We start from the raw sequence: 19,672 nt of genomic DNA on the forward strand, positions 1-19,672 counted from the left end.
TGAATGTCATTCACGAAGGTCTGGCGAGGCGCACTCGCGACGATCACCGTCTCCGGCTTGGTTCTCGGGGGACTCGCGCTGACGGCGGGAGCCGCCTCCGCCGAGGTTCCCGAGACGAAGCCACCGTTGCTCCAGCGTGACGACACTGTGGTCACCGGTGATCCGTTGCCCACCGTTCAGATCAACAACGGGTACGTCTGGGCGCAGGAAACCATCGGAACCACCGTGTATGCGGTGGGACAGTTCCAGAACGCGCGTGCGGCGCTCGCTTCGCCGGGTACGCAGCTCACGCCACGCACCAACATCCTCGCCTTCGACATCAACACGGGCGCCCTCCTCCCGTTCGCGCCGTCGGTGAACGGGACGATCAAGGCTGTCGCTGCATCACCGGACGGAACCCGTATCTACATCGGCGGCTCCTTCAACAATGTGAACGGGCAGCCTCGGTGGAACATCGCCGCACTCGATGCCCAGACCGGTCAACTCGTTCCCGGGTTCAGCCCCGCGATCGGGGGGTCCGGCGTCTACGCGATCGAGGCGGATGCGACCTCGGTGTACGCGGGTGGACTGTTCACCCAGGCCAACGGCACGCCCCGCAACAACGTCGCGGCATTCTCGGCGACGAACGGCGCGCTCGACATGGGGTGGACGGCTCAGCCCGACCTGCAAGTTGATGCGATGGTGATGGACCCCGCGGGGCAGAACGTGATCCTCGGTGGTCGCTTCTCCAACGTCGGCGGCGACTCCACCTGGCGCGGAATGGTCGCCGTGGACAAGGTGACCGGTGGTATCGACTCCGCATGGACGGGAACGCAGGAAGTCAAGAACGGGTGGAGCACGGGGCGCGCGGGCATCTTCGCGCTCAACGCCGACGACGAGGCTGTGTACGGCACGGGATGGGTGTACGCCAACGCGACGGTCGGAAACCTCGAGGGTGTCTTCGCTCTGGAATCCGACTCGGGAGATGTCCGCTGGATCGCGGACTGCCTCGGCGACCACTACGGCGTGTACTCCACGGGCGAGGTCGTGTATTCGACCACACACACGCACGCGTGCAGCACCATGAACCTCTGGCCCGAACAGTCTCCGCGAACGCACCGCTTCGTTCACGCGATGACCGCTGAAGCAACGGGCACGCTCAGCCGTCAGCCTCACACCGGATCGACCTACGCGAACTGGGAGGGCAGCCCCGCTCCCTCCGCATACGCGTGGTACCCCGACTTCGCCGTCGGCACGACGTCGGGCCTCGGACAGGCCGGTCTGTCGATCACCGGCGCGGGCGACGTGATCTCGATCGCCGGCGAGTTCCGCGCGGTCAACAACCTGCAGTTCGAAGGAATCGTCCGATTCTCGACGAACCCGCCGAATGGCGCCAATGACGGCCCTCGCACGTCGACCGCGGCGTGGGGGTCGCCCACCGCTCAGTCACAGGTCCCGGGGCGGATCCGCATCACCATCGGTGGCACCTGGGACCGAGACGACCTCGATCTGACGTACGAACTGCTGCGCGACGGAACCGCGGCGCCGGTCGACTCGGTCGTCATGTCCGCCGGGTGGTGGAACGTGCCGACGGTCACCCTCGAGGATTCCGACGTTCCGGCCGGCGAGTCGTTCACGTATCGGGTCCGAGTCAGCGACGGCGACGGCAACACCGTGACCAGTGGCACGGTGACGGCATCCGCCGAGGCCGGTGAGGTGGACTATGCCGACCTCGTCCTCGATGACGGCGCAACTCTCTACTACCCCCTCGGCGACAAGGTGTCGCAGGACTGGGCCGGAAACAACACGCCACGCGTGGGCGGGGGCGTAAGCGCTGAGAGCCCCGCGGGCGTCACAGGGTCGGCCACCGGCTACTCGGAGTTCAACGGCTCGTCGAACGGTCGTGTCTCGAGCACGACGAACCAGGCAGCGCCTGAGGTCTACAGCGCCGAGCTGTGGTTCCGCACGACGACGTCGAGTGGTGGCAAGCTCATCGGTTACGGCAACTCACAGACCGGCACGTCGGGCAGTTACGACCGGCATGTGTACATGCGCAACGACGGGCGTCTCAACTTCGGAACGTACCCCGGCACCACGAAGACGATCAGTAGCGCCGAATCGTACAACGACGGCGAGTGGCACCATGTCGTCGCCACGCAGAGCGCCGAAGGCATGGTGTTGTACGTCGACGGCGATGTCGTCGCGACCGATGCGACGGTCACGACCGCGCAGGCGTACTCCGGCTATTGGCGCATCGGCGGCGACAACCTCAACGGTTGGCCGAACAGTCCATCGTCGAACTGGTTCGACGGTGACATCGACGAGGTCGCCGTCTATCCCACCGCGCTCGCGGCGGGTCGGGTCGCCACGCACTATGCGGAGGGAACGGGCCTCGAAGCTCCGACCGCCACGTTCACGACGGCTTCCGACGACCTCATGGTGTCGTTCGATGCCGGTGAGTCGACCGCCGACGGGGGTGCGAGCATCGAGGAGTACACATGGGACTTCGGAGATGGTTCGCCGGCCGTCACCGAGTCGACCTCGACGACCACGCACTCCTACGCAGAAGCGGGTACCTACACAGTCACCCTCACCGTGCGCGACTCCCGGGGCCTGGTCGGTGTGGCGCAGTCCGAGGTCTCGGTGCTTGCCGCCAACGTCGACCCGACCGCTTCGTTCACCTCGGACGCCTCCGGGCTCACGGTGACCGTCGACGGAACTGGATCCCATGACGGTGACGGTTCGATCGAGTCGTATGAGTGGGAATGGGGTGACGGTACCGCAGCGGGATCGGGGAGCCTCGCGACCCACGCGTACGCTGCAGCGGGGACCTACACCGTGACGCTCACCGTCACGGACGACCGCGGTGGGACCGACACGTCGACAGAGGAGATCGTCGTCACACACGCCGATCCGGTCGCGGCGATCGATGTCACCGCGGCGGCGCTGACGGTGCAGGTCGACGCGTCGGGGAGTTCGGCGTCCGATGGCGCGGACCTCAGCTTCTCGTGGAATTGGGGAGACGGATCGCCCGATACCACCGGTGAGCAAGCGAGCCACACCTACGCCGAGGGTGGAACCTACGACATCACCGTGACGGCGACCGACAGCTTCGGGAGTTCGGCGACGGAGACGGCATCGGTGACCGTCAGCCCCACGCTCTATGCGGCATCCGACCAGTTCGATCGGGTCGTCTCCAACGGCTGGGGATCGGCAGACACCGGTGGCGTGTGGACGACGATGAGCGGTTCATCCTCAGTCGCTTCGGTTTCGGGCGGCGAAGCCCTTCTGGCCCTGGCGCCCGGAGCGACCCGCCACATGGCACTTCAAGACCTCGACCTGACGGACACGGAATCCGTGCTCGAGTACCGCATGGACTTCGCTCCCAGCGACGGCAACGGGTACGTCGGATTCACGACGCGCCACGTCGGATCTGACTCGTACATCGTGCAGACATGGCACCGCAACAACGGAAACGTATGGCTTGTGATCCAGCGAGGGGGCACGCTCCTCAGCGCTGCACCGGTCAACGGTCTCACGTGGTCCGAGGGTGACGAGTTCACGCTGAAGGCCGAGGTCGCCGGAACGTCGCCCACGACCCTGCGTGCGAAGATCTGGAGCTCCACATCTGCGGAGCCTTCGGGCTGGCAAGCGAGCACGACCGACGGCACCGCCGCGATGCAGCGCAGCGGGTACGTCACGGTCCGGAACGTCCTGAGTTCATCCTCCGCATCGGCGGGAACGGTGGCGTTCGACTCGATCACCGTGCGGGATCTCGCCGAGGCGGAACCGCCGGCCGAAAACGTCGCACCGGTGGCCGGTTTCTCATCGACGGTCGACGGCTTGGCCGTTACGGTCGACGCGTCCGCCACCACAGACAGCGACGGAACCATCGCCTCGTACTCCTGGAACTGGGGTGACGGTACGGCGGATACGTCGGGCGTTCACTCAACCCACACGTACGCGGACGCGGGGGATTACACCGTCACGTTGACGGCGACGGATGATGACGGTGCCACGCACGCCGCCACCCAGGTCGTCACCGTGACTGCGCCGGTCGGTGGAAATTCCGCTCCGGTCGCGGCGTTCACCGCCGCGGTTGACGCGCTCGCGGTCTCGGTCGATGGCACAGGGTCGACGGACGTCGACGGTTCGATCGCCGCGTACAACTGGAACTGGGGTGACGGCTCGGCCGACGACGCCGGAGCAACCGCGACGCATGCGTATGCATCCGCCGGTACGTATACGGTCACGTTGACCGTGACGGACGATGACGGCGCGACACACGCGCAGTCGCATGATGTCGTCGTCGAGACGCAGGTCGAACCGGGCGACGAGCTACTCGCAGACACGTTCGAGCGCACTGCGACGTCGTCGTGGGGCACCGCTGACGTCGGTGGTGCATGGACCATCACCGGAGGGTCCGCCGCCGCAGCCTCGGTCGTCGACGGCGAGGGGCGCCTGTCGTTGGCCGCAGGCAGCACGCGGTTCGCGCTCCTCAACGAAACCGCACTGCGCGAATACCGTGCCAGCGTGGAATTCGAAGCGAGTGCCGATGCGAGCACGGGGTCGACGTACGCGGGCTTCATCGCGCGGTCCGTGGGGAGCACCGCCTACTACGTTCACAGCTGGTTGCGCACGGACGGATCGGTGTGGCTCGTCGCGCAGCGTGGGGGCACCGTCCTCGCGGCGACTCCTGTCTCGGGACTTCAATACACGCCCGGTGAGCGGTTGGCCATGGAGATCGAGGTGTCGGGCACTGCGACGACTGATCTCAAGGCGAAGATCTGGAAGGTGGGTAGCCCGATCCCCGAGACATGGCATCTGCAAGCATCCGACGCGGATGCGGCTCTTCAGGCAGACGGCAGCATGGGCCTGCGCGCCAACCGTGCTTCCTCGTCGACGGCACCCACGGTGGTAGCCTTCGACTCATTCGAGGTTCGTCCGCTCGGCTGACGAAGCACGACAACGACGGGCAATCCTCGAGGGCTACGCCAAGGCGTAGCCCTCGAGGTATGACGCTCGGGAGGTGCGAATGGCGACCCTGGGCGCGCTGGCTGTTGCGTTGTGCGCAGCGATCATCGCGGTCGTCGTGGCACGAGCCGCGCCGAGGGCCACGTTCCTCTTGTGGATGGCGACGATGTTCTTCGTCCCCGTCTGGGTCGGGGTGAGTGTCGGCCCATTCTGGTCGGCGATCACGCTGGTCACCGTGCTTCTCATCGCGGCGTGCGCGCAGCGTGGACCGCTGTCGATCGCCGATGCCTTCATGGCCGGGTTCGCCATCCTCGTCGGTGCCCAATTCGCTCTCGGAATCAGCTCACTGTCCGCGACCTTCATCGCGGCATCCGAATGGTTGTTGCCATACATCGTCGGACGGGTCCTGCTCGCCAGGGTGAGCATCGATTTCGTCACCAAGGCCATCGCCGTCGTCGCGGTGATCGCCGCGCTACTTGCGTTGGTCGAGGCGTCGACGGGTGTCAACGTCTTCCAGTCTTGGCCTGCCGGCTCGGCGAGTCTCTACGATCAATGGTCACCGTTGCAGCCGAGGGGTGGTTTGGTCAGGGCTGAGGGAGCGTTCGGTCACTCGATCGCTTTGGGAGCGACGCTCTCGATGAGCGCCGCTTTCGTACTCGCATCCCGATGGCGACTGGGTGTACGTATCGCGATGTTGGCGGTCATCGCGGGCGCGGTCGCAATGACGCTCAGTCGCATCGGTCTGGTCACCCTCGTCATCACGGTGGGGCTTTCGTTGCTCGTCCTCCCCGGCCTGTCCGCCCGTGGTCGCGTCGCCATCGCAGCGGCGGCGATCGTGGCCGCCGCGGTCGTCGTTCCGTTCATCTCGGACGTGTTTCTCGACGCGGGCGGAGAAGCCGGCGGAAGCGCCGACTACCGGTTCGATCTGCTGGCCATCACCCGGGTCGTGCCGCTGTTCGGCTCAGCCCCTGATATCGGCGGCCTCACGATCGATGGTCAGTTCCTCGGTGTGTTCGAGAAGTCGATCGACAACGCGATCCTCGTCGTGGCGATGCGTGTCGGTTGGGTTCCGACTGTCTTACTCCTTGGAGTACTGGTTGTGGCGGTCTCGCGGCTGTTCGCACGTGGGAGGACGCACAGCGCCGCTGTCGCGGTGGCCGGTCAGCTCCCCGGCCTGCTCGCCGTGTCCCTGATCACGCAGTACGCGGTCTTCTTCTGGTTCGTCGTCGGGTTGGCAGTCACGCTCAACCTGCGCGCGGCGCATCGTGACGATCCGTCTTTCCAGAATTCGAGAGAGGTCCGAGAGCGCGGGCGCACGGAGAAGGTGCAGGTAAGATGAGACTTCGTGCTTTCCGCGTGGCCGGAGGCCAGGGGGGATGGACGTGACGAGCAGTGCTTCGGTCTGGACGCTGGGAACAGTGTGGGCGGCGTTGCGGAAACACTGGCTCGTCATCGCCGGCACCGTGCTTGTCGGAGCGCTGATGGGCTTCGTGGTCGCGAGCGCCACAACGCCCACCTATCAGGCGCGCGCGACCCTCTTCGTCTCGATCAATCAGGGGTCGAGTGGGTCCGATCTGAATCAGGGCACCGCATACGCCCAGAACCAGATGCAGTCCTTTGCGCGTCTGGCAACCTCCTCACGTGTCCTGGAACCGGTGATCGACGACCTCGACCTCGACATCACCGCACGTGAACTCGCGCGCAATATCGCGGTGATCAACCCGCACGACACCGTCATCCTCACGATCGAAGTCACATCGACGTCGCCCGAGCGTGCCGCAGCGGTCGCCAACGCCGTTTCGGAAAGTCTCGCTGCCGCCGTTCGCGAGGTGTCGCCGACCACGGCCGAAGACGCACCCACCATCACCGCGTCGGTCATCGATGACGCGGTCGTGCCTCTCTATCAATCTGCCCCGAGCAAGCCGCGCGACACTGTTCTGGGGGCGGCGGTGGGTTTGATCGTCGGCGTCGCTTTCGCACTGTTGCGATCACTCCTGGACACGCGGATGCCGACAGTCGAGTCTCTGCGCGAGACGGTGCCCGCGCCGGTGCTCGGCGTGATCTCCCGTGTGCGGCGGGGGCGCGAACGGCTCGGCCTGGTCGTAGCGCAGGACCCGCTGGGTAGTGCATCTGAGGAGTTCCGACGGGTTCGATCCGCTCTCACGTACGCGGGCGTTTCGAGCCCGACACGGCGCCTTCTCGTCACGTCGACGTCGCAGGGCGAGGGGAAGACGACGTTCGCGGCCAACTTCGCCTTGACCCTCGCAGCGCTGCGCAGTCGCGTTCTGCTCGTCGATGCAGATCTTCGCCGCCCGCGTGTGGCGGAAATCTTCGGCGTCGAACAGTCCATCGGATTGACCACGGTTCTGCTCGGCGACGCCGACTTCGAGGATGCGAAGTTGAGTCGCATGGGCACCGGCGTCGACATCCTGACGGCAGGAATCATCCCTCCCAATCCCGCCGGCATGCTGACGTCCGACGCGATGCACGAATTCCTCGACCACGTCACGCCGCTATACGACTATGTCATCATCGACTCGCCGCCGATCTCGAGCGTCGCCGACGCAAACTTGCTTTCGCCGGTGGTTGACGGAGCCTTGATCGTCGTCGACGCGACCCGGACGCGGCGGTCAGCGCTCGCGGCGGCTGTGGCCAGCTTCGATGCGGCCGGAGGACGCATCGTCGGGATGGTGCTCAACAAGGTGCGCACGCATCGTCGCACCGACGGCTACTACACCGAGACCGGCAAAGCGGCATCCGCGGTCGGAGCGGACAAGTGACCGTCGCCCAGCATCACGCGGGCCGTGCATCATGAGGATCCTCATCGGATGGGCGGATGACGCCTCACCGAATCTCGGTGTCAGGGCACTCGGCAAAGGCTCGATCGACGTGTTGCGGTCGGTTTTCCCCGACGCTGAGATCGAGATGATGAACTATGGCAGGAAGCCCGACAGCATCTCGTGGCCGCCGCGGTCGCTTGTGAAGGAGCGGGTGTTGAACCGCACCGGCATGATGGCCTGGTTGCGGTCGTTCGACCTGTACTGGGACACGCGGTCGGGAGACAGCTTCGCCGACATCTACGGCATGCACCGGCATCTCACGATGTCGCTCATTCATGAGTTCGCAGCCCAGGCCGGCGTGCGGTGCGTGATGGCACCCCAGACGATCGGACCGTTCCGCCATCGGCGAGGACGTGCGCTGGCGCGACGGAACCTCCGGCGGTCGGACTTGGTCTTCGCACGGGACCCGATCAGCGCCTCGGTTGCCGATGAGCTCGGGCGTCCGGTCGACGCGCTGACGACGGACATGGTGTTCGCGGTGACACAGCCTCCATCAGACGTTGCCCGAGACGTGATCGTGAACGTGTCGGGTCTGTTGTGGTCGACAAACCCGCACGTCGATCACGAGCAGTATCGCGAATCGATCGTCACGGTCATCCGGGGGCTGCTCGAGGATGGACGTACGGTGTCGCTGCTGCCGCACGTGCTGACGTCGGCAGACCCCGACAACGACGTTCCCGCGGTAGATGCCGTCAAGGGAATGTTCGGCGATGAGGTCGAGGTTCTCGTGCCTCAGGGACTAGACGATGCGAGGGCGGCCATCGGATCGGCGAACCTCGTGATCGGGGCGCGCATGCACGCGTGCCTGAATGCACTCTCGACAGGCACACCCGCAGTCGCCATGGCCTACTCTCGCAAGTTCCGTCCGCTGCTCGCTGATCTGGGGTGGGACGCCGTCGTCGACATCCGGGACGCGGACACAACGAGCACCGCTGTTCTGGAAGCCGCGCGTCGCGACCTCACCCAGGAGGCGGCCGCCGTCCAGCGGGAAGGCGCGGTGCGGATCGACACACTCCGCACACTCGTCGCCGACCTCACCTGAAAGGTGTCCCGGACGTGGCGGACTCCCTAGCTCACTCTGCGGCACGAGGTGCGCTGTTCACGCTCGGAGCACAACTTGCGCGCATTCTGTTGCAGCTGCTCTCGGTGGTCGTGCTGGCGCGGCTCCTCACGCCCTACGATTACGGCTTGCTGGCGATCGCGCTGGTGGTGATCGGAGTCGGTGAGATTTTTCGGGACTTCGGGCTCACCTCCGCTTCGGTTCAGGCTCCCCACCTCAGCCATGGACAGCGGGACAATCTGTTCTGGATCAACACGGCGCTCGGCGTGGTCCTGGCCGCGATCGTATTCGGACTCTCGTGGCCGCTTGCCGCGATGACCCAGCAACCCGAGCTCAGAGGCATGATGCAGGTGCTCTCTGTGGTCTTCGTCATGAACGGATTGGCCACACAGTATCGCGCGCAGTTGATGCGCGAACTGCGCTTTCGCGCGATGGCGGTCGCCGACATTCTTTCCGCGCTCGTCGCCCTCGCCGTCGCCGTCGCGACCGCCCTCCTCGGCGCCGGATACTGGGCACTGGCCGCGCAACAGCTCACCGCCGCGTTCGTGCTACTCGCGGTCCTCGTCGGTTCAGGAAGATGGCTCCCACGCCTCTTCTCCCGTCGGCACCCCACCGCAGGGCTCGTACGGTTCGGCTCGCACCTTGTGGCGACGAATCTGCTCACCTACGCGTCCTCGCAGATCGACACGGTTCTTGTGGCCGCCAAGTTCGGCGCGGCGCCCCTCGGGCTCTACAACCGCGCGTACCAGCTGGTCATGACGCCCCTTGCTCAAGTTCGTTCCCCGATCACAAATGTCGCACTTCCGGTCTTCTCTCGCGTGCAGAAGGATCACAAGCGGTTCGACGGCTTCGTGACCGGCGGTCAACTCGCACTCGGGTACACGTTCGGGATCCCGTTGCTGCTGGTGTGCGGAATGGCAGAACCCGTCGTCGGTCTGATGCTCGGCCCGCAATGGGAGGGTGCTGTTCCGATCCTGCGCTTCTTCGCGATCGCGGGCACGCTGACGACGCTCTCGTTCGTCGGGTACTGGGTGTACGTCTCGCGTGGACTGAGCCGGGAACTCTTCCGCTACACCTTGGTGTCGACTGCCATCAAGGTCGTGTGCATCGTCGGCGGTTCGTTCTTCGGTCTGGTCGGCATCGCAGCGGGTTTCGCGCTCGCCCCCGCCATCGCGTGGCCCGTTTCCATCTTCTGGTTGTCGCGCCTCACGCCCCTCCCCGTTGCCGCGCTGTACAGCGGCGCCGTGCGGGTGCTCGTGGTCGCCTCCGCGGCGGGAGCCGCTTCATGGGGTGCGGCTGCGGCCGTCGTGCCGCACGGCGACCTTGTTCAGCTCGGTGTCGGCCTCGCGGCAGGATTAGCCGTCGTCGGCCTGGCGCTCCTGACCCCGCCCATCCGACGCGACGCGCGGACGCTGACGAGCTTCGTCCGCCTCATGGTGAAACGCGAACGACGCATCCTGCAAGACGAAGAAGGTGACGAATGAAGACGGTCCGGTCCGAAGTGGCGAAGGTGCTCGCCGCTGACGCGTGTTCTGGATGCGGCATGTGTGTCACGCTCGACTCCGGGCTCACGATGCACACCGACGCCGCCGGGTTCGCTCGCCCGCGCGAGACGGGCGCAGCGCGTGAGGTGCCGGACGCCGTTCGCACGTTTCGTCGCGCGTGTCCGGGGCGCCGAGTTGGTGCGCAACGACCACGTGGCGCACGGCGTCACCCACTCCTCGGCTCGTACTTCGGCATCTGGGAGGCGTGGGCGGTCGACCGCGACACCCGGCATCGCGGGAGTAGCGGGGGAGTGCTGACCGCGCTGCAGGGCTGGCTTGTCGAATCGGGTCTCGCGAGCGAGATCACGACCGCTGCCGCGGACCAGGAAAAACCGACGCGTACCGTTCCCGTGACGATCATGTCCCGCGACGACGCCCTGGCGGCGGCCGGATCACGATACGCCCCGGTCGCGGTCGCTCAGACCGTTCCGGTTGCCGCGGGCGGGATGACGGCGAAGCCTTGCGAAGTGGCCGCTGTGCGCGCCGCATCCGTCGACGACTCGGCACTTCCCGTCTTGTTGTCGTTCTTCTGTGCTGGGACGCCGAGTCAGTCGGCCACGGATCGTCTCGTGCGTGAACTCGGAGTGGAGGACGGATCTCATATCGATGAGATGTGGTACCGCGGACGCGGCTGGCCCGGGCGCTTCACGGTGCGCGCCGACGGGCGCGAGGCGAGCGCCGACTACGAAGAATCCTGGGGCAGGGTTCTCGGGCCAGCCACGCAGTGGCGATGCAAGATCTGTCCCGACGGGGTCGGGGAGTCCGCGGACATCGTCGCGGCGGATTCGTGGCAAACCGATGAGCGCGGATACCCGCTGTTCGCGGAATCGGACGGCCGCAGCGCTCTTGTGGCACGGACGGAGCGGGGGCTCGCGCTCGTCCAGGCGGCAGAGGCCGCCGGGGTGATCGAGCTGCGCCCTCTGGACCCTGGGCACCTCGTGGCGGCGCAACCACTTCAGGCCACGCGGCGCCGGTTCCTTGCGGCGCGACTGTGGGGAGCAAGGCTGGCGGGTCGACCTGTACCGAGGTTTCGTGGATTCGGGTTGATGCGGCTGGTGCTGGAAAGCCCTCGACTGGCGATCCGAACCCTGCGAGGTACGTACCGCAGGGTTCGTGAGAGTCGGTGAGGGACCCGGAGTCGGTGATCGGCGACCGTGAGAATGCTCTCACCTCTTCGTCGGTTGTGTATCGGCGGTGTTAGCGTCCCAAGGTCGGTCGACCGGCGCCACGCTTGGGGAGGCGCGTCAGACCGTCGTACTGGTTCGTCCAACGAATGGCTCTGCTTTCATGCCCCGTTTCCCCTCTCTCGCCCGCACCGGCGTGCGTCTCGCCGCCGCCGCTTCACTCATCGCCCCGCTGGTGGTCGCAACCGCCCCGATGAGCGAACCCGAGGTCCTGGCACGGGATTCAATGAGTCGCGTCCTGACCGACGGATGGGGGGCGGCCGAGACAGGCGGCGAATACACCGTGATCGGTGGGGGCGCTCTGACTGTCGACGGCGACGTCGCGGAGCTGGTCGGCCCCGCGCCCGGGCGCATGAGTGGCGCGGTGCTCTCGGAGCTGAACGCCGACGACACGGATTCTCGGATCACCGTTGCATTGCCGGAGGCGCCCGACGGGACGGATACCTCATACGTGACGATCACCGCGAGAGACGCCAACGATCGCGCCTACGGTGCACGGCTCGTCTCGCAGGCAGACGGCACGCATCTGCTTGGACTGATTCGCCTCGACGGACACGACGCCACGCTTCTGTCTGAACAACGGATCGCCTGGACGTCGTCGGACGGCCGCATCGAACTCGGGCTGTCGGTGCGAGGGAGCGAAGCGGCCGTGTTGACGGCGTCCGCGCGCGACCTGGCGGCGAGCGAGCTCGTGTCAACGGTGGAGTTCACTGATGACTCCGACCAGCGCATCGCGACGCCGGGGGCGACGGGGTTGCGCGTGTACAGCTCGTCGCGCGGCGAGGTCGTTCCGGTCACGTTCGATGATCTCTCGGTCACGTCCGCGGCGACGACGGAGGATGTCGCTCCTCCCGCACCCGCTCCGGATCCGAACTCGATCGTCAGCGACGACATGTCGCGGAGCGTATCGCCTGGATGGGGCGCGACCGATCAGGGTGCTTCCTATTCCGTCGAACCGCGGGATGCGGGGAGCGTCGACGGTGACGTCGCCGTCCTCACCGCCCCTGGACCCGGTCGCACGGCGCGCGCGTCGCTTCCCGATGTCGCCGTTCGTGACGTCCGTAGCGAAGTCGACGTCACCCTGATGCGGTTGCCCGAGCGTGGGACACGCGCGTACGTGTCGAGCGCAGTGCGCCACACGGACGCGGGCGCATACGCAGCGCGGAGTGTCGTCGACTCCGCGGGAGCTTCGAGCCTTGAGATCGTTCGGTTGGACGGGTGGAAGGCCACCGTGCTCGCACGGACGGCTCTTCCGTTCGACTTTTCGCCAGGGGCGGCGGTGACGATCGCTACTGTCGCCTCCGATGTTGAAGGCGTCCCCTCCGTGGCTGCGAAGGCCTGGCCGACGGCGACGGCCGAACCGACCGAGTGGAGCGTCACCGCGAGCGATGACAGCAGTGCCGCCCACAGCACCACCGGTTCTGTGGCCTTCTCGGTCTATGGTTCGACAGCCGGCGCGGCGGTGCCCGTGGCGTTCGACAATGTGCTTGTCGGCTCCGATGAGACGAGCGTGCCGGTCGACCCGGCTCCGGAGCCTGCGCCCGAGCCGGAACCCGAGCCCGAACCCGAGCCGGAACCCGGGCCCGAGCCCGGCGGCGTCGAGTACTTGGGTCAGCGGGTCGAGGCCGGTGCGGCGGCCCCGGGTACCCATTCGTATCCAGTTCCATCAGGTGCGATCTACGTCGCGACGGACGGGTCCGACAGTGCCGCAGGCACACGTGATCGACCGGTCGCGACGATCGAACGCGCGGTCGAATTGTCTCGCGAGAACGGGACCGTCGTCATCCGCGGCGGCTCGTATCACGAGTCCGTCTTCGTCACACCACGTCGCGGCATCACGATCCAACCGTATCCAGGTGAGGCTGTGTGGCTCGACGGGGCCGAGCGCGTCACCGGATGGGTCAAGTCGGGCTCCGTGTGGACACGGAGTGGATGGACGACGTTCTTCGACTCGAGCCCGACGTACTCGAAGGGAAAGCCCGACGGTACGACCCCAGGCTGGCAATGGCTGCACCCGGACCGCCCGATGGCGGCCCATCCCGACCAGATCTGGATCGACGGACAGCCGTTGACGCAGGTCGGGTCACGCGCACAGGTGGGCGCCGGTGAGTTCTACGTCGATGAGAACACACGTCAGCTCGTCATCGGATCCAACCCGACCGGCAAGCTGGTCGAGGCGAGCACGCTCCAGAAGGCGTTGACGATCCGCGCAGAGGACAGCACTATCCGTGGCATCGGCGTCAAGCGCTATGCCACAAGCGTCCATCAGATGGGCGCCGTGACGGCTGATGTCCCAGGAATCACCCTGTCAGAGGTCACGATCCTCGACAACGCCACCACGGGCTTCTATACATGGGCACCCGACGTGTCCCTCAAGAACGTGACCGTCGACGGGAACGGGCTGCTGGGAATGGGCGCGTCGACCGCGGACAGGCTCCTCATCGACGGCGTCAGCTCGGTCGGCAACAACGCGCAGGGGTTCAATCGGGCTCCCGTCTCCGGTGCGCTCAAAGTCACCCGATCGCGCGACATCGACGTGCGCCGGAGCTCCTTCGTGGGCAATGCCGGGCAAGGGCCGTGGTTCGACGAGTCCGTCTACGACATCGTCTTCGCCGACAATGACGTCGTCGGCAACGGTGGGAACGGTCTCGTCGTCGAACTCTCGGAGAAGGTCGTCATCGCGAACAACATCTTCGCCGACAACGGTCTGGCGGGGGTCTTCATCACAGACACCGGAAACGCCTCGATCTGGAACAACACCCTGTCCGGGAATGAGCGCAACATCTCGATCACCCAAGACAGTCGGCGCGCATCCGACATCGATACGCCCGGACACGATCCCCGGCAGCCGAAACCAGACCCCACGGTGCCGTGGATCGTGCGCAACACGGTGATCGCGAACAACATCCTCGGGCCGTCGCGAGGCGACTGCGTCGTATGCGTGAACGATTGGTCCCGAGAATTCCAGGGTCACCAGATGGTGAGCCAAAGCGATGGGAACATCTATTTCCGCGCCGATGGCGCGACTCCACGGGTCTTCGCGGACTGGTCGGGTGGCGCGAGCGGGACAAAGCGCTATACGACGTTCGATGCGTACCGTGCCGCCAGCGGTCGGGACTCCGCGTCCCGCTACTTCGAGGGAGTGCCCGTGCTCGATGGCGGCTTGCGCCCGACGCAGACGGTCGATGACCGCGAGGCTGCGACCGCGCGCGCGGTGCCGCGGTCGATTTCGGATCGAAGTGGGTTGCTCGAGGCGGAGAAGTCGCTCGGGGCGCAATTCCGCTGACGACGGGGCTACTCTTGTCGGATGGGGAACGTCGCGGGCACTGCTGGCAGAGTGCCGCCTCAGCGTGTCTTGTTCGTCTGCCGTGCGAACGTCTGCCGCTCGCCGCTGATGGCGGCGGCGTTCGCGCAAGCGGTCGGTGACGATGGCGTTCCATGGCGCATCGAAAGTCGCGGCACCGACGTCGTCAGGTCGACCGTGGTCTGCGAGATCGCCGCAGACCTGGCGGGGGATCCAGCGACAGCGGGCGCGAAGTCACGCGCTCTGAACTCACGCCACATCGACAACGCTGACCTGGTGGTGGTGTCTTCGTTGCGCGAGCGGGCGATGGTGACACAGTTGGTGCCGTCGGCTCGAGGCCGCGTCTTCACACTTCGTGAGGCTCTTCACCTCGCCAAGGAGTCGGGGACTGATGGTCGCGGTCAGCGCCAGAGCGGCCACTCCTCCGTGCGAGCATTCGCTGAGCACCTCGACGCACGACGAGGTCTGGTGCCGATTCCCGAACCTCGCTCCTATCGCTTCCTTCGTCTGCGGACCGAGCATCCATATGACGTTCCCGATGTGCACGGTGCGAGCCAGCGCCGCCACCGGCGTGTGCTCGAGGAGACGCGGGAGGCGGCGCACGCGCTCGGCAACGAGGCAGCGGCTTTCGTCGCCGGCGCTGCCACGCAGTGACCGAGTGAGTCCCCGCTACCGCACGGGCGACGCGACGGCCGCCCGCACCCCGGCTCGGTAGCCTGCCGGGTCGTGGCGCTCACGCGCCAGGGCGGCATCCGCATCCGTTGATGAAGAGACCTCCTCCCAGGATGCGTGGAGCTCAGTGAGGCGACGCACGAAGGCGTCGACGTCTCCGGGAGCGGCCAGCCGTGCACTGCGGTATCCGCCGGCGGCTTCTCGCAGGCCACTCGTGTCGCTGGCGATCACCGGCCGGCGCGCGAGGATCCCTTCGACGGCTGTGTTGCCGAACGGCTCGTCCAATCGAGAGGGGACGATGAGCACGTCGGTGTCGGCAAGGAAGGGCCACACGTCGGTGTGGAAGCCGGCGAATTCCACGACGGTGGATTCGTGCGCGGCGTCGACCTTGACGTGCAACTCCTCTTCGAACCATTCGTATCCTTCGAACGCAGATCCGACGAGGGTGACGTGTGTCGGGATGCCGGCGCGTCCGAGCGCGCTCGCCGCATCGATAACGATGTCAGGCCCTTTGCGCGGCGAGAGTCGGCCGACGTAGGTAATCCGGAACGGGCCCTCAATCGCCCCCCGTGGAGGGGTGGGCTGTTCCGGCGCATCGACGCCGTTGTAGAGCACCTGCGCGTGACGGGCGAGGCGGGGGAGGACCGAGCGGATCGTCGCGAGGCTGAACTCACTGTTGACCAACACGCGGTGCGCCGCTAGATGCGGCAGGTAGAGCGCGAGATTGACGAGGCGGTTGCCGGATGCCTCGGCCTCGTGGACATGACTGACCACACGCCGCCCGCGCATTCGTGCGATGGCGGGCCACAGGGGGACGGTGATCGTGCTGACGTACACCGCGTCCGGCTGCACATGGGTGATCAGCCGCCAGGCAGATCCCAATCCACGGAAGGTGTCGCGGAACAGCCGGAGCCATCCGCTCGGCCGCAGAAGCGCCTTGCGGAGCACGAGCATCGGAACGATGACGGCCTCAGCGCCCGAGGCACGCAGCGGTTCGAGCAGGGGGCCGTGTGAGGGAAGAGCGACGACGACACGCGTGCCGGCCTCCCGAAGCCCGAGCACGCTCTCGAGCAGCATCCGATCGGACCCGAAGAGTTCGGCTCCGGGGTGGACGACGAGCACGGTTTCCATTCGCGTGCTCATCCGTTCCACTCCGAGGATCGACGTCGAGCATGACGAGCGCGCGCGTGGATCGACGCGCCTTCTGCGAGATCGCGGGCGAGCGCCTCGTATGCGTTCGTGACGTCATCCCACGAGAAAGCGGATTCAGCGTGAACGCGGAGCGACTCGCCGAGTGTCGTCGTGTTGTCCGGATCATTCTCGGATGCCTCGACCGCCGATGCGACAGATGCCGGGTCGGAGAAGTACCACCCGCGCCCGTCGAGCACGTCACGGTTGAAGCCCACGTCGAACGCGGTGACGGCCGTGCCCGCGCCCATTGCGCGCAACAGCGACGGGTTGGTTCCCCCGACCGAGTGCCCGTGGAGATAGCTGAACGCATGGAAGTAAAGCGCGTCGAGGCGGTCTTGGTCGTACACGCCCCCGAGCAATCGAACACGGTCGTCACGTGCGGCGGCATCTGAAATGGCGTTCGTGTACTCGGCCGCGTAGGGCGCGGAACCGACCACGACGAGCGGTTTCGTTGCCGAGGAGGAGACATAGCCCTCGACGATTTCCCGCACGTGGTTTTCGGGTTCGAAACGTGCGACGACGAGGTGGAAGCCGTTCGCTGTGAGACCGAGAGGGTCGAGCAGGGACTCAGGTGACTCTCGGAGGATCGGTGCGCCGTAACGAATCAATTCGGTGGGAACCGCGAACTGATGGTCGTAATAGTCGGCGATGCCGGGCGCATCCGCGATGAGCGCATCGGCGTTGCGGACACCGAATGATTCAGCCCACCGATAGTAAGCACGTCCCCGAGGGCCCCACTTGGCCCGGCGCCATTCGAGGCCGTCCATGTGGAGCGCGGTGGGGATGCCACGCATCCGAAGCAACGGCACGAAGGGTGAGTTCGCCGCGTTGAAGACGAAGGCGACGTCCGGCATTGCCTTCGTGACCGTGTGCACGGTGGACAGTGCCGTGTGCGAGAGGGTCTCGAGTGCGCGCTGCTTTACAGAAGGCAGGGTGACCCTGCGCATCCCGAGATGATAGTCGCCGGTCTCACCGGCATCCCTGCCATAGACGACGACCCGGTGCCCGCGAGCGACGAGACGTCGTCCGACCTCTTCGACCGCGGTCTCGAAGCCGCCGTACGCTGCGGGAATGCCTCGCGTCCCGATGAGGGCGATGCGCAGCGAATCCGTCATGTCGTCCCAATCCCTCATCTGTGCGGCGGTCAGGCGCCCATCGCTTCAGCGCCGGCATCCCATCGTTCTGTCAACGATGCGACGAGTTGCCGGAGAAGGGGTGCTGGTGGTGTCAGTAGGCGCCGCTCGGTTTGATCATCACCTTCACCGTCTTCCACATGATGAGGAGATCATCGAAAACCGACCAGTTCTCAACGTACCGGAGGTCGAGGCGCACGCTCTCTTCCCACGAGAGGTCGCTACGTCCGCCGACCTGCCATGGGCCTGTGATTCCCGGGTTGATGTAGAGGCGACGGAACACCGTGCCGTCGTATGCCGTGACCTCCGAGGGCAGCGGCGGACGGGGACCGACGACGCTCATATCGCCGCGTAGCACATTCCAGAACTGGGGAACTTCGTCGAGCGAGTACTTGCGGAGGAACTTGCCGACGCGAGTCACCCGCGGGTCGTCCTTCATCTTGAACAACAGTCCCGAACCCTCGTTCGCTGCTTGGAGATCGGCCAGCATCTCTTCCGCGTCGGTTCGCATCGAACGGAACTTGAGCATGGGGAACGACTGACCATCACGCCCGATGCGGTGTTGCTGGAAGAACACGGGACCGGGCGAATCCAGCTTTATCGCGAGAGCGATCACCGCCGCGACGGGCGCGAAGAGGAGAAGTGCGACGAACGACACTGCGACGTCGAACACCCGTTTGAAGACGTAGGCGCCACCCTCGAATGTCGGGATCTGCACATGGATCAGGGGCAGGCCCTCGACGGGGCGCAACGACATGCGGGGACCGGCGACGTCCGCGATGCGGCTCGAAAGCACCAGTTCAGCGGCTGTACCCTCGACCTGCCATGCGAGGTGCTTGATGTAGTCGGGGTCGTCGCCGGGCTGACTGGCGACGATGATCGTGTCGGCTTCGAGGCTGGCCGCCTGCGCCACCCAGCTTTGTCCCGAGAGGAGAGGCACGATCGCGTGGTCGATCCGCATCGCATCGGCGGTCTCGTCATGCACTGCGGCACCGACTACGAGGTATCCGTGCTCACCCTGGGTTCCGAGAGTCCGAATGACGTACTCGACGGCGCCTCGGTCTCCCACGACGACAGTGCGCGACGCGAAGCGGCCCATTGCCCGCTGACGGACGAGCCAGCGTCGCCAGACCCACCGATTGAGCAGCAAGCCGAGCAACCCGATCGGGAATGCCAAGAAGAGCTGAGTTCGGATTCCCGGCCATTGGAACACGACGAAGGCGATCGACAATGCGCCGAACGTCATCGCGGTGGCGTGGGCCACTCGCTTGTACTCGGTGGCGCCGGAACCGAAGTGCGCGGGTTCGCGTGTGCTGAAGAGTGTCAACATGATGAACCACACGAACGCGGTTGCGAGGGGCACGCGTGCGAGGATCCATGGGTCGGCAAGAAGGATCCACGGGTGCAGTACCTGGAACCAGACGAACGAGGAGAGCGTGCAGACGAGGACGATGATTGCGGCATCCGAGATGCGCAACCGCCGGCGGTAGCTGCGTTCCCACGATTGGCGGTTCGCGATCGAACTCGACGTGCGCGGTGTGACCGTGGTCTGCGTGTCGAACGACGAGGCGGTCTGTGCTATCGCCGGCGAGAACTCCAGGACGTCGGTGTCGGCAGGCTTCCAACGCGACGCCGAGACCGGCGCGAAAGCGCGCTGCGTGCGTGCCGATGCATCGTCGACGGCCGTCATCGCGCGACCGCCGAGACGGCTACGTAATATTCGGTCGGCATATTGCCCCCAAGCAATGTCCGACAGGCAGAATCAACTGCCCGTACTTCCCCAGCGACGCG

At 66.0% G+C, this 19,672-nt stretch carries 11 protein-coding genes; 8 read left to right on the plus strand and 3 right to left on the minus strand.

The annotated features are described in order from the left end of the window. Window positions 1-3: 3 nt before the first annotated feature. The 8 genes from ACFQZV_RS03465 to ACFQZV_RS03500 all read left to right on the plus strand — a co-directional run bounded on the left by ACFQZV_RS03465 (window position 4) and on the right by ACFQZV_RS03500 (window position 15,539). On the plus strand, window positions 4-4,935 hold the full coding sequence (locus ACFQZV_RS03465) for a PKD domain-containing protein (RefSeq protein ID WP_378750818.1): 4,932 nt from the start codon (window positions 4-6) through the stop codon (window positions 4,933-4,935). A 73-nt stretch (window positions 4,936-5,008) separates the two neighbouring features. Further along, a complete protein-coding gene (locus tag ACFQZV_RS03470; RefSeq protein WP_378750816.1) occupies window positions 5,009-6,292 on the plus strand; it encodes a hypothetical protein in 1,284 nt (427 codons plus the stop codon). Between the two features lie 43 nt (window positions 6,293-6,335). Further along, entirely contained in the window at window positions 6,336-7,733 is a 1,398-nt protein-coding gene (locus tag ACFQZV_RS03475; protein ID WP_378750814.1) for a polysaccharide biosynthesis tyrosine autokinase, read from the plus strand. Window positions 7,734-7,764: 31 nt separating this feature from the next. Further along, window positions 7,765-8,835: a polysaccharide pyruvyl transferase family protein gene (locus tag ACFQZV_RS03480; RefSeq protein ID WP_378750812.1), complete on the plus strand. Its 1,071-nt coding sequence runs from the start codon at window positions 7,765-7,767 to the stop codon at window positions 8,833-8,835. Between the two features lie 14 nt (window positions 8,836-8,849). After that, window positions 8,850-10,337 carry a lipopolysaccharide biosynthesis protein gene (locus ACFQZV_RS03485; protein ID WP_378750810.1) on the plus strand — a complete coding sequence of 496 codons (1,488 nt, stop codon included), beginning with the start codon at window positions 8,850-8,852 and terminating at the stop codon, window positions 10,335-10,337. Further along, a complete protein-coding gene (locus ACFQZV_RS03490) occupies window positions 10,334-11,524 on the plus strand; it encodes a Coenzyme F420 hydrogenase/dehydrogenase, beta subunit C-terminal domain (protein ID WP_378750808.1) in 1,191 nt (396 codons plus the stop codon). Before ACFQZV_RS03485 ends, ACFQZV_RS03490 begins: the two co-directional genes overlap by 4 nt. Window positions 11,525-11,684: 160 nt before the next feature. Further along, the gene (locus ACFQZV_RS03495; protein WP_378750806.1) at window positions 11,685-14,867 is read left to right on the plus strand and encodes a right-handed parallel beta-helix repeat-containing protein; all 3,183 of its coding nucleotides are present in this window, start codon (window positions 11,685-11,687) and stop codon (window positions 14,865-14,867) included. A 21-nt stretch (window positions 14,868-14,888) separates the two neighbouring features. Further along, window positions 14,889-15,539 (plus strand): arsenate reductase/protein-tyrosine-phosphatase family protein, encoded by a 651-nt coding sequence (locus ACFQZV_RS03500; RefSeq protein WP_378750804.1) that lies wholly within the window; start codon window positions 14,889-14,891, stop codon window positions 15,537-15,539. A 15-nt stretch (window positions 15,540-15,554) separates the two neighbouring features. On the opposite strand, the gene ACFQZV_RS03505 is transcribed toward ACFQZV_RS03500, so the two are convergent. The 3 genes from ACFQZV_RS03505 to ACFQZV_RS03515 all read right to left on the minus strand — a co-directional run bounded on the left by ACFQZV_RS03505 (window position 15,555) and on the right by ACFQZV_RS03515 (window position 19,571). Then, window positions 15,555-16,700: a glycosyltransferase gene (locus ACFQZV_RS03505; RefSeq protein WP_378750802.1), complete on the minus strand. Its 1,146-nt coding sequence runs from the start codon at window positions 16,698-16,700 to the stop codon at window positions 15,555-15,557. Beyond that, window positions 16,697-17,863, minus strand: coding sequence for a DUF1972 domain-containing protein (locus tag ACFQZV_RS03510; protein ID WP_378750800.1), 1,167 nt, complete (start codon window positions 17,861-17,863; stop codon window positions 16,697-16,699). Before ACFQZV_RS03510 ends, ACFQZV_RS03505 begins: the two co-directional genes overlap by 4 nt. Window positions 17,864-17,975: 112 nt before the next feature. Beyond that, window positions 17,976-19,571 (minus strand): sugar transferase, encoded by a 1,596-nt coding sequence (locus ACFQZV_RS03515; protein WP_378750798.1) that lies wholly within the window; start codon window positions 19,569-19,571, stop codon window positions 17,976-17,978. Between the last annotated feature and the right edge of the window lie 101 nt (window positions 19,572-19,672).

It is taken from the genome of Microbacterium koreense (assembly GCF_042677105.1).
Classification (GTDB): domain Bacteria; phylum Actinomycetota; class Actinomycetes; order Actinomycetales; family Microbacteriaceae; genus Microbacterium; species Microbacterium koreense.

Coding starts and splice junctions, on each gene's coding strand:
- ACFQZV_RS03465 (WP_378750818.1), top strand. CDS start 4: ATGTCATTCACGAAGGTCTGGCGAGGCGCACTCGCGACGATCACCGTC.
- ACFQZV_RS03480 (WP_378750812.1), top strand. CDS start 7,765: ATGAGGATCCTCATCGGATGGGCGGATGACGCCTCACCGAATCTCGGT.
- ACFQZV_RS03505 (WP_378750802.1), bottom strand. CDS start 16,700: ATGAGCACGCGAATGGAAACCGTGCTCGTCGTCCACCCCGGAGCCGAA.
- ACFQZV_RS03490 (WP_378750808.1), top strand. CDS start 10,334: ATGAAGACGGTCCGGTCCGAAGTGGCGAAGGTGCTCGCCGCTGACGCG.
- ACFQZV_RS03495 (WP_378750806.1), top strand. CDS start 11,685: ATGCCCCGTTTCCCCTCTCTCGCCCGCACCGGCGTGCGTCTCGCCGCC.
- ACFQZV_RS03500 (WP_378750804.1), top strand. CDS start 14,889: ATGGGGAACGTCGCGGGCACTGCTGGCAGAGTGCCGCCTCAGCGTGTC.
- ACFQZV_RS03515 (WP_378750798.1), bottom strand. CDS start 19,571: ATGACGGCCGTCGACGATGCATCGGCACGCACGCAGCGCGCTTTCGCG.
- ACFQZV_RS03510 (WP_378750800.1), bottom strand. CDS start 17,863: ATGACGGATTCGCTGCGCATCGCCCTCATCGGGACGCGAGGCATTCCC.